12 protein-coding genes and 1 tRNA gene are annotated in these 12,588 nt (G+C 58.8%); 10 read left to right on the top strand and 3 right to left on the bottom strand.

Annotated features, from left to right (window positions below; translation table 11 throughout):
• Positions 1-59: 59 nt before the first annotated feature.
• Entirely contained in the window at positions 60-1,091 is a 1,032-nt protein-coding gene (queA, locus tag ACUVOF_RS03495; protein WP_447043040.1) for a tRNA preQ1(34) S-adenosylmethionine ribosyltransferase-isomerase QueA, read from the bottom strand.
• A gap of 114 nt (positions 1,092-1,205) precedes the next feature.
• Between queA and ACUVOF_RS03490 the strand changes: the two genes are divergently transcribed.
• A tRNA-Leu gene (locus ACUVOF_RS03490) sits at positions 1,206-1,292 on the top strand.
• Between the two features lie 107 nt (positions 1,293-1,399).
• Here the strand turns inward: ACUVOF_RS03490 and ACUVOF_RS03485 are convergent.
• Entirely contained in the window at positions 1,400-2,797 is a 1,398-nt protein-coding gene (locus tag ACUVOF_RS03485; protein ID WP_447043039.1) for a glycosyltransferase, read from the bottom strand.
• A gap of 180 nt (positions 2,798-2,977) precedes the next feature.
• On the opposite strand from ACUVOF_RS03485, the gene ACUVOF_RS03480 reads away from it, so the two are divergent.
• The 9 genes from ACUVOF_RS03480 (at position 2,978) to ACUVOF_RS03440 (ending at position 11,420) form a co-directional block, all read left to right on the top strand.
• The gene (locus ACUVOF_RS03480) at positions 2,978-3,745 is read left to right on the top strand and encodes an AraC family transcriptional regulator (protein WP_447043038.1); all 768 of its coding nucleotides are present in this window, start codon (positions 2,978-2,980) and stop codon (positions 3,743-3,745) included.
• A 130-nt stretch (positions 3,746-3,875) separates the two neighbouring features.
• Entirely contained in the window at positions 3,876-4,232 is a 357-nt protein-coding gene (locus ACUVOF_RS03475) for a RidA family protein (protein WP_447043037.1), read from the top strand.
• Position 4,233: 1 nt separating this feature from the next.
• Positions 4,234-5,175 carry an ornithine cyclodeaminase family protein gene (locus ACUVOF_RS03470; RefSeq protein WP_447043036.1) on the top strand — a complete coding sequence of 314 codons (942 nt, stop codon included), beginning with the start codon at positions 4,234-4,236 and terminating at the stop codon, positions 5,173-5,175.
• 114 nt (positions 5,176-5,289) lie between these two features.
• On the top strand, positions 5,290-6,363 hold the full coding sequence (gene dctP / locus ACUVOF_RS03465) for a TRAP transporter substrate-binding protein DctP (protein ID WP_447043035.1): 1,074 nt from the start codon (positions 5,290-5,292) through the stop codon (positions 6,361-6,363).
• Between the two features lie 132 nt (positions 6,364-6,495).
• A complete protein-coding gene (locus tag ACUVOF_RS03460; protein ID WP_447043034.1) occupies positions 6,496-7,041 on the top strand; it encodes a TRAP transporter small permease in 546 nt (181 codons plus the stop codon).
• Entirely contained in the window at positions 7,038-8,312 is a 1,275-nt protein-coding gene (locus ACUVOF_RS03455; protein ID WP_447043033.1) for a TRAP transporter large permease, read from the top strand. Before ACUVOF_RS03460 ends, ACUVOF_RS03455 begins: the two co-directional genes overlap by 4 nt.
• A 20-nt stretch (positions 8,313-8,332) precedes the next feature.
• A complete protein-coding gene (locus ACUVOF_RS03450; protein WP_447043032.1) occupies positions 8,333-9,364 on the top strand; it encodes a histone deacetylase family protein in 1,032 nt (343 codons plus the stop codon).
• The gene (locus tag ACUVOF_RS03445) at positions 9,361-10,467 is read left to right on the top strand and encodes a class II histone deacetylase (protein WP_447043031.1); all 1,107 of its coding nucleotides are present in this window, start codon (positions 9,361-9,363) and stop codon (positions 10,465-10,467) included. The genes ACUVOF_RS03450 and ACUVOF_RS03445 overlap by 4 nt, the downstream gene beginning before the upstream one ends.
• Positions 10,464-11,420 carry a branched-chain amino acid transaminase gene (locus ACUVOF_RS03440; protein ID WP_447043030.1) on the top strand — a complete coding sequence of 319 codons (957 nt, stop codon included), beginning with the start codon at positions 10,464-10,466 and terminating at the stop codon, positions 11,418-11,420. The genes ACUVOF_RS03445 and ACUVOF_RS03440 overlap by 4 nt, the downstream gene beginning before the upstream one ends.
• On the opposite strand, the gene ACUVOF_RS03435 is transcribed toward ACUVOF_RS03440, so the two are convergent.
• Positions 11,417-12,535 carry a pyridoxal phosphate-dependent aminotransferase gene (locus ACUVOF_RS03435; RefSeq protein WP_447043029.1) on the bottom strand — a complete coding sequence of 373 codons (1,119 nt, stop codon included), beginning with the start codon at positions 12,533-12,535 and terminating at the stop codon, positions 11,417-11,419. The genes ACUVOF_RS03440 and ACUVOF_RS03435 overlap by 4 nt on opposite strands.
• Between the last annotated feature and the right edge of the window lie 53 nt (positions 12,536-12,588).

The raw sequence follows: 12,588 nt of genomic DNA, 5'->3' as shown, positions 1-12,588 counted from the left end.
AAGGTAACTCGTTAAGCTCGTTCGTTTAGCGCGACAGGTGCCGGGTCAGTGGGTCAACACTAGCGGGTCAGTAGCATGGCATCACCATAGCTGAAAAACGCATAACGCTCGGCTACTGCCCGCTGGTAGGCGTGCATGATAGTGTCGTAGCCCACAAAGGAGGAGACCAGCATCAACAGGGTCGATTCAGGCAAGTGGAAGTTGGTAATTAAAGCATCCACGCAGCGCCACTGGTAACCGGGATAGATGAAAATATCGGTATCGCCGCTATAAGGCGCGATCTGTCCATCGCTGCTTTGTTGGCAGGCGCTTTCCAGGCAGCGCACGCTGGTGGTGCCCACCGCGATCACGCGCTTACCCGCTGCCAATGTTTCGCGGACTTGCTGGCAGGTGGCTTCCGTGACCTCAATCCACTCGCTGTGCATATGGTGTTCAAGGATGTTGTCGACGCGCACCGGCTGAAAAGTGCCCGCGCCTACGTGCAGGGTGACAAAAGCGCGGTTAATGCCTTTATCAGCAAGGGCATCCAGAAGCGGCTGATCAAAATGCAGCCCCGCCGTGGGGGCGGCCACGGCGCCGTCACGCCGGGCGTATACAGTCTGGTAGCGCTCACGGTCGCTGAGCTCGTCTTCGCGGGTAATGTACGGCGGCAGCGGCATATGGCCGTGTTTTTCGAGCAGCGCGATCATCGGCGTATCGCCTAAAAAGCGCAGCTCGAACAGCGCATCGCGGCGACCTTCTACAATGGCGTGCACATCACCCTCGAAAATCAGTTCCGTGCCGGGCTTGGGTGATTTACTCGAGCGAATATGCGCCAAGCCGCGGTGGGCATCCAGCGGGCGCTCCAGCAGCATTTCCACCTTGCCGCCGCTGGCCTTATGGCCGTGCAGGCGCGCCGGAATCACGCGAGTGTCGTTAAATACCAACAGGTCGCCGGGCTCAAGAAGCTCAAGCAAATCAGGAAAACGGCGGTGCTCAAGCGCGCCGCTCTGGCCATCTACGCACAGCAAACGGCAGTCGCTACGCTGTTCAGAAGGGTAGCGAGCAATTAATTCGTCGGGTAGCTCGTAATGAAAATCCGCGCGCTGCATGGCGTATAACTCTTAGCGTTGATCAAACAAGCGGCATAGGATAGCGCTTTGGCTGCATAAAGTCAGTCAATGTGATTGACCTACCTCGACATTTACGTATAATGCGCAGCCATTGCCGGTGTGGCGGAATTGGTAGACGCAGCGGATTCAAAATCCGCCGCCTTTACGGGTGTGCCAGTTCGAGTCTGGCCACCGGCACCATATTTAAAATCAGGCGCTTAGGCGCCTTTTTTTGTGCCTGCGATTTGTGTTTTTCTCTCTCTAAATACCTGAATGTGTCCACAACGTGTCAACGCAGTTTTCCGCACTTACTTTCTCACCATAACCAAACGCTCCGCCGCAATCTGGCGATAAAGACTAATAAGCTCTGCACTCTTGGCATCCTCGTGCCAACTAGCAGCGTAAACTTGGGCGCGCTCGGCGAGCTGTTGGCGCAGGGATTCATCGCTTAGCAAGCGATTGACCTTAGTGGCGAAGTCGTCATGTCGATCCTCGGCGACCAGGCAGCCTTCTCCCTCTTTTAGTACATCCAGCGTGCCCATCATGGCGGTGGAAACCACCGGCGTGCCCAGGACCATCGCTTCCAGCAGCACCAGCCCTTGGGTTTCCGTGCGTGATGCAAATACGAACACGTCGGCGGCGCGGTAGGCGGCTTGCAGTGGGCCGTTGCGGTCGAGATAGCCGAGGAACAGCACGGCGTCTGCCACGCCAATTTCTTGGACGCGTTTGACGAGCGAATCGTGGGCCGGGCCTTCGCCGGTAATGATTAGCCGGGTGGTTGGGTGTTTGGCTAATACCTGCGGCAGCATATCGATCAGGAAATTGATGTTCTTCTCAAAGGCGGCGCGGCCGACATAGAGCAGCAGCCGCGCTTCTTGTGGCAGGTCGTAGTGAGCCCGAAAGTCGCGCTGATCTTGAGGCTGGCAGAACGCCTCCAGCGCTAAACCCGTAGCAATGACCGTGATGGGCGTCGTCACGCCGTAGTGGGCGAGTGCTTGCTGCATTGCCCGTGAAGGAGCGACCAAGGCGTCGAGCTGCTGGCACTGGTGCACCGAAAGCCTGCGTGCCGCAAAGCGCAGCCAGCGTCGCGGAAGCCAGCGGATATAGTGATGAATATACTCCTCAAAAAGCGTGTGATAGGTCGCTACCACCGGTAGCTCAAGCCGACGCCCCAGCGCTACACCGGCATAGTGGGCGGTAAAAGGCGTATGCACATGGATGAGATCGAACGCCGCATCTGCCAAGGTAGGCGCCAGGGCGAGTAGATCACGGTAGCGCATCATGCGGTCTTCAGGGTCGCCGGGCACGCGGTGGGAAGGAATACGCAGCACGCCGGGTTCGTCCACTTGGCCCACCGGGTAGTCGGGACAGATCAGCGTGACCGAGTGGCCCAAACGTTCCAGGGCACCGCGAAAACTGGCGATGGAAGTGGACACGCCATTGACGCGGGGAAAGTAGACATCCGAAATCATGAGTACTTTTATGCCTCCCAGCGGCATCGCGGTTGTAGGCGCCGTTGCGTGGAACCGCGTTAATGCTGATGCCAGCCGCGCTTCACGCCCTGCTTCACGATGCTGGGCTAAGGCGTTGCCCTTGGCTAGCTGAGAGAGGGCTTGTGACAGGGCTTGAGAACGGGCTTTTGAGAGCGCCGCGAATTCTGACTCGTCGAGCGTATTGTGGTTAGATTGGCGTCGGAGTGGTGGCATATCATGAGGACTCTGGTGGCCGCTTATGGTCACCCTAAACGGCAACCGTGACTGGCGGATGACAACAGTCCCCAATTGAGCGTTAACGCATAGTTGGCCGCTTCCTCGCTTTTTGTTGCCTAGGCGTTTTATAGTGAATGAAATGAATAGTATTCGACGCAGCACAGACGGTATCCCACCATGGCCTTTTTTGAGCTGCATAGCCGCAATTTAGCCCAAGAGCAGGTGGCCCATACCCACGACTTTCATCAATTGATTCTGGCCACTTGTGGCGTGACGGAGCTTTCGATGGAAGGCCAGGGGGAGCGGGTCACCGCTCGCCGTGGTTGTTTGATTCCTTCGGCGCGCCATCATGAGTACCAAGGGGATGGCAGTAACCGCACCTTGGTGTTGGATATTCCTGTTGCGCACTTGGCGTCGCTTGAAAAGGGCAGTGAGATCGAGCGGCTGTTTGATAAGCCACGCTTTTTCAGCGTGCCGCCCGCGTTAAACCAGCTGACCCACGCACTGGCGAACCAGCTCGAACAGTGCCCCGCGCTGCAAAATGAAATTGCCATCCTGCTGCTGCGTGCGCTGACCATGTACCTGCACGATGCCACGCCCGCCGCGGTTGGCCAGTTGGGGCAGCATTGCATCAGTGAACGCCTTGATCTGGCCCGCCTGGATGCTTGGTTGGATCAGCATCTGGCCGATGAAATCCGTGTGGAACAGCTGGCCGCGCTGTGTGCGCTCAGCCCGGGCCACTTTCACACTTGTTTTCGTGAACTGACCGGCGTGACGCCCCTGGCCTATGTACAGCGCAGGCGCCTTGAACACGCCCGCACGCTCGTCCGCCACAGCGCACTCAGCCTAGGGCACATTGCCATGCTGGTGGGCTTTCGCGATCAAGGCAGCTTTTCTCGCGCTTACCGCCGCTATTTCGACATTTCCCCTTCCTCGGATCGGTAGGCATCGCACCCCGTTAGGCGCTTCCTGACAACCCCTGCATGACTTACGGGCAAACTTGCCCGAGTCTGGGGCAAGTAATTTACTGCACGGCGTTTTAGTCTCTGAAGGACACCTTCGAAGGAGAGACTCTATGAGCGTTACTTATCAAGATAGCAATGCACGCATGAGCCAAGTGGCGGTTCACAACGGTACCGTTTATCTCGCTGGCCAAGTGCCTGCCGATGCCACCGCCGATATGCGTGGCCAGACCGAACAGGTATTGGCGCGTATCGATCAACTGCTCGCCCAGGCAGGCACCACTAAAGAACACCTGATCTCAGCGCAAATCTGGGTCACCAGCATGGCGGAATTCGACCAAATGAACGCTGCCTGGGATGCCTGGGTCGTGCCCGGTCGCCCGCCAGTGCGTGCCGCGCTTGAAGCCCAGCTCGCCAAGCCCGAATGGAAAGTTGAGATTATGGTGGTAGCCGCGCTGCCGGAGGCCTGATATGCGGGTTGTTTCTGCCGAAGAGGTCACTCGCCACCTGACATGGGATGGCTTGATCAAGCGACTACACACGACGTTCGTGAATGGTGTGGAGTCTCCTCCCCGCCATCACCACGCGATGCACCGGCCGGATGGCGAAGCTACCATGCTGCTAATGCCCGCCTGGGAAGCGGCGGGCTATATCGGCGTGAAAATGGTCAACGTATTTCCGCAAAACGCCGACCACGGTATCCCGGCAATCTCTGGGCTTTATTTGCTCAGCGAAGGTAAGCACGGTCAGCCGTTGGCGTGTATCGATGGCAGCGAGTTGACTCGGCGCCGAACGGCGGCGGCCTCCGCGCTGGCCGCCCAAGCCTTGGCCAATGAAAACGCGGAAACGCTGCTGGTGGTAGGTACCGGCAAGTTGGCGCCCATGGTGATCGAGGCTCACGCCAGCGTGCGCCCCATCAAGCGGGTGCTGATCTGGGGGCGTAATCCCAGTAAAGCAGCCGCCATCGCCGACGAGTACGCAGAACGCTTTGAGACCCAGGTGGTGGAAAAGCTGGCGGATGCCGTGGCAGAGGCGGATATCGTCAGTTGTGTGACGCTTTCTACCCAGCCGCTGATCAGGGGCGAGTGGCTGACACCGGGCACTCACCTGGATCTGATCGGCGCGTTTCGGCCGCAGATGCGCGAAACCGATGCGCTGTGTCTGCGCCGCTCAGAGGTATTTGTGGATACCTACGCCGGTGCCAAAGGCGAAGCGGGCGACATTCTGCAAGCCATTGAAGAGGGCGAGTTCCAGTTCGACCAGATACAGGCGGAGCTTGCCGAGGTGCTCAGTGGGGCTAAATCGGGGCGCTCGGCACCAGAGGCTATCACGCTATTCAAATCGGTAGGCGCTTCGCTGGAAGACTTGGCCGCCGCCATCGAAGTATGGGAGTCGTTGCCCGAACAGCCATGACGCTTTCTAAAACGGTTTCTAAAACGGTTTCTAAAACAACAACGACATCGCTACCCGATGGGTAGCACCGCCACTCATAACGAAGACCGACCAATAATCAAAACGAGGTGTGTTATGAACGCTAAGAAATCTGTACTTTTCGCCGCCTTGGCGGCACTTCCGTTAGCCATTGCCAGTGCTAATGCCCAAGCGCAATCCTATGAGATGGTGATTGCCACCCAGCTGCCCGAGGATATGAGCAATAACGAAATCTATCCGGCGCTGGTGCACTTTAAGAATCTGGTAGAAGCGCGCACCGATGGGGATCTCGAAGTGACTATCTTTGGTGGCGGCCAGCTAGGTTCTGAAGTGGAAAACGGCTCGGAAGTGCAGGGCGGCCGTACGCTACAGTCGACCATTATGTCCGCCGGGGCGATGTCCTCCTTCTACGAAGACTACCAAGTCGTCACAGCACCCTTCCTGTTTACCAACTGGCGCCAGGCGTGGAATTTCTTTGACAGCGAATGGTTCGCTGACTTTATGTCCGGCACCGTCGAAGCCGCCGATATGCGTTATTTGGGCACCTTCGACGATGGTGGTGGTTTTGTCGCTTTCACTAATAACGTGCGCTTGATCGAGACCGTCGAAGATTTAGAAGGCCTCAATATCCGCACCGAAGAGAACCCCGCCCACGTGGCGATTATGCGGTCGCTAGGCGCTTCCGCTACGCCGCTGCCCTGGGGCGAGCTGATCACCGCGTTGGAAACCGGCCTGGCCGATGGCCAGTTCAATGCGCCGGTGCTCAACACCACCTTCAACTTCGACGCGGTCACCGACTACACCACCCTCACCGGCCATGTGTATAACAGCGCGCCCTGGATGGTCAGTGAGTCCTGGTACCAATCGCTACCCGAAGAGCATCAGCAGGCGGTGATTAGCTCCGCGCGGGAAGCCATTCAACTGAGCCACGGCATGTCTGGCGCCTTGGCCACTGCGAGCTGGGTCGAGTCCTGCGAGCGCTTTGAAGAGTGCTACCTGATGCCCGACGCCGAGCGCGAGCGGATGGCTGAGATTGCGCGCCCCGCCTGGCAGGCGTGGATCGTCGATGACTTCGGCATGGACGAAGCCCGCGTGCAAGGACTGCTGGATGAAGTTGAGCGTGTCGGCCAGCAGTTGGCAAAAGACGACTACCGCATCTATGGCCAATAAATGCTGGGCCAATAAATGCAGGGCCAATAAGTGTAGGGTCAAAAAAGCTGAGGACAAAAAGAACCTGAGCCAATAACGGTTAGCGAACGATATACGCTGGGGCGATGTGAGGCCCCAGCGTGAGGAAAAACTATGGGCGTTTTAATTCCTTTGCGCCGCGTGAGCGACCTCGTCAATCAGGTGGCGATCGTGGTGTGTGTGGGCTGTATTCTGGCGATGCTGGGCATCTCGTTCACCGCGTTTATCTACAAGCTAATGACCGGTAGCGCGCTGAGCTGGACCTACTCGCTGGCGCGGCTGTTTCTGCCCTGGATCGGCTTTCTTTCCATGACGATTTCACTGCGCTACGGCGAACACGTTGCCATGACCCTGCTGGTTCGCAGCTTGCCCCGCGTGATGGTGCAGGTGGCGGCCGGGCTCTGCCTGGCGGTGATTGGCTTGTTTGCACTGATGCTGACCTGGTACGGCTGGGATTACTTCACCAGTGCCACCCAGGTTTATATGGTCTCCGATCAGATCCGTATTCCCAGCAAGGTGACCGCTATCGTGGTGCCTCTTAGCGGCGTCATCATTCTGTTGCACTTGGTGCATGGCTTTGCCCTGTTGGAACACTTCATCGATGAGCAGGACATGATTGGCGAACTCATCGACACCACTGATCGGGAGCACCGCTCATGACCCCTGCGATTATTGCGTTTATCGTGCTGCTTTTTATCGGTGCGCCGGTGGCCGTGGTGATGGCCATGTCGGGGCTAGCGGGCGGCTTTGCGATGGGTGGCGAGCGCATGCTCGGTATTATTGCCGACCGCATATTCTCCGGCGTCTCCGGCTTTCTGCTGATTGCCGTGCCTTACTTTATTTTCACCGCTGAGCTAATGAACCAGGGCGGGCTGACCCACAAACTGATTGCGTTCAACAATGCGCTGTTTGGCCGGGTGCGCGGGTCGCTTTCTCACGTGAATATCTCGGTCTCGGTTTTTTTTGCCGGTCTCACCGGCGCGGCGGTCACCGATACCGTCGCCATCGGCAAAATCATGATCCCCGAGATGAAAAAGCAGGGTTATGATGCCGAATACGCCGCGGCGGTCACCGCCTGTTCATCGATCATCGGGCCGATCATTCCCCCCAGCGTGGTAATGGTGGTCTACGCCACGCTGCTACGGGATATTTCGGTCATTGACCTGTTTGCCGGTGGCATTATTCCCGGCCTGCTGATGGCGCTGGCGCTGCTGGGCGTCAGCTTCTTTTTGGCTTGGAAGCGCAACTACCCGAAACAGGCGCCGACGCCGTTTAAGATGGCGGTGATGTCGTTTGTGCTGGCGCTGCCCGCGCTGGTGGTGCCGCTGATCATACTTGGCGGCATTCTCTCGGGGCTCACGACGATCACGGAAGCCTCGGGCTTTGCGGCGGTTTACGCCATCGTGATTGGGGTGGTGTTCTACCGCAACCTGACCTGGCGAAAGATTTGGGACGCGCTGGTCACCACAGTTCGTTTTTCGGGTGTGGTGTTTTTCCTGCTGGCGACCTCGGCAGTATTGGGCTGGTTCGTTACCCGTTCGGGTATCGCCAGGGATGCCGCCAGTATCATCACCACCTTCAGCGATGTTGCCTTTTTGCAGTTGATGCTAGTGTGTTTGCTACTCTTGATGATCGGTACTGTAATGGATGTTCTGCCTGCCCTGGTGGTCATTGCGCCGGTGCTGGTGCCAGCGATGATTCAGCTAGGATTTGACCCGTTGCACTTCGCTATCTTGATGATTGTGGTGCTCAATATCTCCAACGTGACACCGCCGGTGGGGATGACGCTGATGACCGCCGCGCGTATCGCCGAGGTGCCCTACGAACGGGCAATCGTGGCATCGCTGCCGTTTTACGTCTCGTTTCTGGTGGTGATTGTATTGCTGGCGGCGTTCCCGGTGCTCTCTACCTGGATTCCGTCACTGCTGTGACTAGCTAAGGACTGCGACCAATGAAGTGTTTTTATCACCCTGACCAGGCGTTGCATGCGCCGCCGACCTTCCTGCTGCGCGGCCAGCCTGTGCCGTCGCCGGAAGGCCCGGTGCGCGCGGAGCTGCTGACCCAGGGGCTTACCCGTTCAGGGCTGTCCCTGAGCGCACCTAAAGATGCCGACTCGCCGACGCTGCGTAAGCGACTGGAACAGATTCATACGCCGCGCTACCTAACGTTCCTGGACACCATTTACGCTCGCTGGCAGGCGCTGCCCAACGCGGCGGAATTTGTCGCACCCAATATCCACCCCTGCGGCGGCGGCCACCACTACCCGCGCCACCCCATTGGGCAAGCGGGCTGGCACCTGCACGACATGGCCTGCCCGCTGAGTGCGACGAGCTTTCAGGGCGCTTTAGCCTCGGCAGCGACGGCGGAAGCAGCCGCAGAAGACGTGCTTAATGGCGCCTCAACGGCCTACGCATTGTGCCGCCCCCCGGGTCACCATGCCGGGCCGGAGCGTGCCGGAGGTTTTTGCCTGCTGAACAATTCTGCGCTGGCGGCGACCGTGCTGCGTGAACGCTACGGCAACGTCGCGATCATTGATGTGGATCTGCACCACGGCAACGGCACCCAGGATATTTTCTATCATCGTAGCGATGTTTGGACAGGCTCGCTGCACGCTGACCCTAGCGACTTCTACCCGTTTTTCTGGGGCGGTGCAGAGGAAGAGGGTAGCGATGAAGGCGTTGGAACCAACGTTAATCTGCCCCTGCCGGTGGGCAGTGATGGCGACGTTTATCTCGATGCCCTGGCGGTTCTCATTGATCACCTGCAACGTTATGAGCCGGGTGCCGTGGTGGTAGCGCTGGGGTTGGATGCCCACAAAGATGATCCGTTGGCGGGGCTCAAAGTAGAAACGGAGGCGTTTATCGAGGTGGGCAAGCGTTTAGCGGCGCTTTCGCTGCCCATGGTGATTGTGCAAGAAGGCGGTTACCCCACTGAACATCTAAGTGCCAACCTAACCGCGTTTATGCAGGGTTTTACGGCATGAGCAGAACTGGTTTCTACTGGCATGAGCGCTGCTTCTGGCACGACCAGGGTGCAATAGGTGTGTTCTCCGCACCGGGCGAATTCTTGCAGCCCCAGGCCGCCTCGGAAAGCCCGGAAAGTAAGCGGCGCCTGAAGAATATTCTCGAAGTGAGTGGGCTGATCGACGAGCTTCACGTGGTGAAGCCTCCTGCTGCGACGCTTGACGACTTGCTGCGCTTTCACACGCCACGCTATTTAGACAAGCTCCAGGCAGGGGATCGAGCACGCGGTGGCAACGGCGGCGACTGCGCACCTTACATGCCCGGCAGTTGGGCGGCGGCCACGCAGTCCGCAGGGTTGGCTGTTGCCGCCGTTGAGGCTGTGGCGCTGGGCGAGGTGAGCAATGCCTACGCCCTATGCCGCCCGCCGGGGCATCATGCCGAAGCCGACCAGGGCCGTGGGTTTTGCCTGCTGGGCAATATTCCTGTGGCGGTGATGCGTGCCCGAGCCTTGGGGCAGGTTAACCGCGTGGCGATACTCGATTGGGATGTTCACCACGGCAACGGTCAGCAGGCAGCGTTTTATAACGAGCCCGATGTGTTGACCGTTTCTCTTCATCAAGCGGCCAACTACCCGCTGGAAACCGGTGGCTTTGACGAGCAGGGCGAAGGCGCAGGCCTGGGTGCCAATCTCAACCTGCCGTTGCCACCGGGCTGCGGCCTGGGCGCCTACGCGTACGCCATGGAAAAACTGGTGTTGCCCGTGCTTGAGGCGTTCAAACCTGACCTGATCGTGGTGGCTTGCGGTTACGACGCCTGCGCTAAAGATCCCTTAGGCAAAATGCTGCTCAACAGCCAAGCCTTCGCCACCATGACCGCCCAGCTAAAAGCCCTGGCCGAGCGCTGCTGCGGTGGCAAGCTGGTGTTTATTCACGAAGGTGGCTACTCCGAAGGCTATGTGCCGCTCTGCGGCCACGCGGTGATCCAGTCTCTGGCGGGTAGCGCCATTGCTGTGCCAGACCCGCAAAACGATGAAATTGCCGCTTGGGGCTATCAGGCCCTGCAACCGCACCAGCAGACGCTGATTGATGACTGGTGCCAACAGTGGGAGCAAACAACTCGATGACACCGCTTTATGATCGCGATGGCTGGATTTGGCACGACGGCGAATGGTTGGAGTGGCGCGAGGCCAAGGTGCATGTCTTCACCCACACGCTGCACTACGGCATGGGCTGTTTTGAGGGCGTGCGCGCCTATGCTGGCCCTAGCGGCACGCATCTATTTCGTGCTGCTGAACATACCCGCCGCTTGGCAGAAAGCGCCCATTCGCTGGATATGCCGCTGCCGTTTAGCGAAGCGGAGCTGATCGATGCCCAGCGCGAGTGCCTGACCAAAAACGGCCTGAGCAACGCCTACCTGAAACCTACCGTGTTTTTTGGCGCGGAAGGCATGGGGCTGCGCGCCCAAGGGCTAACGACCCACGTGATGGTCGCCGCATGGGATCTAGGCCCCTACATTTCTCCCCAGGCTGCCACCCACGGTTTGCGCGCGCTAACCTCTTCCTGGGCGCGCCATCACGTTAATATCAGTCTCTGCCGGGCGAAAACCAATGGCCACTACGTCAACTCGATACTGGCGCTGAACACGGCGATCAAAGCCGGGTTTGATGAAACCATCATGCTCGACCCGGAGGGCTATGTGGCTGAAGCCTCGGCGGCTAACGTCTTCTTGCTCCGCGATGGAGTGCTGCACACCCCTGAAGTGACCTCCTGCCTGCAAGGCATAACCCGGGATAGCGTGATTCAGCTGGCGCAAAAAGTGCTGGGTATAGAAGTGCGCGAACGGCGGGTTACCCGCGATGAACTCTACACCGCCGATGAGGCGTTTTTAACTGGCACCGCCGCCGAAATACTACCTCTTCGCGAGCTGGATGGCCGCCGAATTGGCGGTCGCGCTGGCGCGCCGCCTGTTAACGAACCCATCAGCCAAGACAGCGTCACGGCTCAACTGCAGGGCTTGTATCGTCAGGCGGTGCGGGGTGAGTTGGATGAGTTCAGGCATTGGTTAACGTCGGCTTAAGCCTTAATCGCCTGCTCGAGAGCTGCCAGCCTTCCCGGCGCCAGCGCTGCTTGTACCGCCGTGATGCGGATCACATTGGCAAGCTCTGGGTGCGCCAGGCGAGTGACTAATACACCTTCGGCGAGCAACTGCTGGTGCACCTCGGCGGCGAGTTCGGCGCTGGGCAGGCGAATGCCGATAAAGTTAGTAGCGCTGGGCAGTACGTCGGCACCCAGTGCGCGAAAGTGCTCAGCCAACTGCTCACGGCGGGCTTTTACATCGGCGACGTGCTGGTGAACCTCTTCAGGGTGGTCGAGCACCACTTCGGCGGCGGCCAGGGTCAATGACGATACCGCGTAGTGAATGCGCACCTTCATCATCATCGCCAGTACCTCAGGGGCGGCGATGGCGTAGCCAATGCGCAGACCCGCCAGGCCGTGAGCCTTGGAAAGCGTGCGCAGGCGAATCACTCCCGGTATGGCTTTGGCAGCGAACTCGCTACCCGCGTCATCGCGGAAATCACCATAGGCTTCGTCTAACATTAGCCAGCAGGAGTCGGGCAGCGCCTCGCGCAGCTTGAGGATGGCGCTGTCGCTATGTAAGTGACCGCTTGGATTATCCGGATTGGCCAGATACACCAGCCGCGCGTTTTCCTGATGCGCCGCTGCAATAAGCGCTTTCAGATCGGGGGCCAGCACGCCGGGCGCCTCAACATAGCTGGGTTCAATCAGGCGGCAGCCCTGGCCTTTGGCAAAATAGCCCAAGGTGGGGTAGGTGCCTGCAGTGCTCACCACGGTTTCGCCCGGTTCGCAGGTGGTGCGCAGGGCCAGGGCAATCAAGCTGTCAGCCCCGGCATCCACCAGCATCGTTTCCAGTGCAATACCCTGCTGCGCACTTAAGCGTTGGCGCACCCCTAGCGCTTCGGAATCGCCGTAGCAGTAAACGTGTTCGGCCAGGGCATCGCCAAAGTGGTCGCGCAGGGCACGGTGAGGCATATCCAGGCCTTCGTTAGAGCCCAGCCGATGGGGGATCTCCCGGCCAAGTTTACGCTCCAGCACCTTGATGCCCGGAAACGGATTAACAGGGCCTTCACTCAGTAAGTGGTTGGGATAGCGGGGCGTGCTTTGAGAAGGCATAACGATTCCTAAAAACGATTTTCAAATCAGTATTAATGATTAACGTAGCGCGT

Source organism: Vreelandella sp. H-I2, assembly GCF_052959335.1.
The sequence above is the reverse complement of the archived record's forward strand: the minus strand, read 5'-3'. Positions and strand labels throughout refer to the sequence as shown.

Excerpts from the sequence above, each read along its gene's own strand:
- queA (WP_447043040.1), bottom strand. The coding sequence starts at position 1,091 with ATGCAGCGCGCGGATTTTCATTACGAGCTACCCGACGAATTAATTGCT.
- ACUVOF_RS03460 (WP_447043034.1), top strand. The coding sequence starts at position 6,496 with ATGGGCGTTTTAATTCCTTTGCGCCGCGTGAGCGACCTCGTCAATCAG.
- ACUVOF_RS03485 (WP_447043039.1), bottom strand. The coding sequence starts at position 2,797 with ATGCCACCACTCCGACGCCAATCTAACCACAATACGCTCGACGAGTCA.
- ACUVOF_RS03455 (WP_447043033.1), top strand. The coding sequence starts at position 7,038 with ATGACCCCTGCGATTATTGCGTTTATCGTGCTGCTTTTTATCGGTGCG.
- ACUVOF_RS03450 (WP_447043032.1), top strand. The coding sequence starts at position 8,333 with ATGAAGTGTTTTTATCACCCTGACCAGGCGTTGCATGCGCCGCCGACC.
- dctP (WP_447043035.1), top strand. The coding sequence starts at position 5,290 with ATGAACGCTAAGAAATCTGTACTTTTCGCCGCCTTGGCGGCACTTCCG.
- ACUVOF_RS03470 (WP_447043036.1), top strand. The coding sequence starts at position 4,234 with ATGCGGGTTGTTTCTGCCGAAGAGGTCACTCGCCACCTGACATGGGAT.
- ACUVOF_RS03435 (WP_447043029.1), bottom strand. The coding sequence starts at position 12,535 with ATGCCTTCTCAAAGCACGCCCCGCTATCCCAACCACTTACTGAGTGAA.
- ACUVOF_RS03480 (WP_447043038.1), top strand. The coding sequence starts at position 2,978 with ATGGCCTTTTTTGAGCTGCATAGCCGCAATTTAGCCCAAGAGCAGGTG.
- ACUVOF_RS03475 (WP_447043037.1), top strand. The coding sequence starts at position 3,876 with ATGAGCGTTACTTATCAAGATAGCAATGCACGCATGAGCCAAGTGGCG.
- ACUVOF_RS03440 (WP_447043030.1), top strand. The coding sequence starts at position 10,464 with ATGACACCGCTTTATGATCGCGATGGCTGGATTTGGCACGACGGCGAA.
- ACUVOF_RS03445 (WP_447043031.1), top strand. The coding sequence starts at position 9,361 with ATGAGCAGAACTGGTTTCTACTGGCATGAGCGCTGCTTCTGGCACGAC.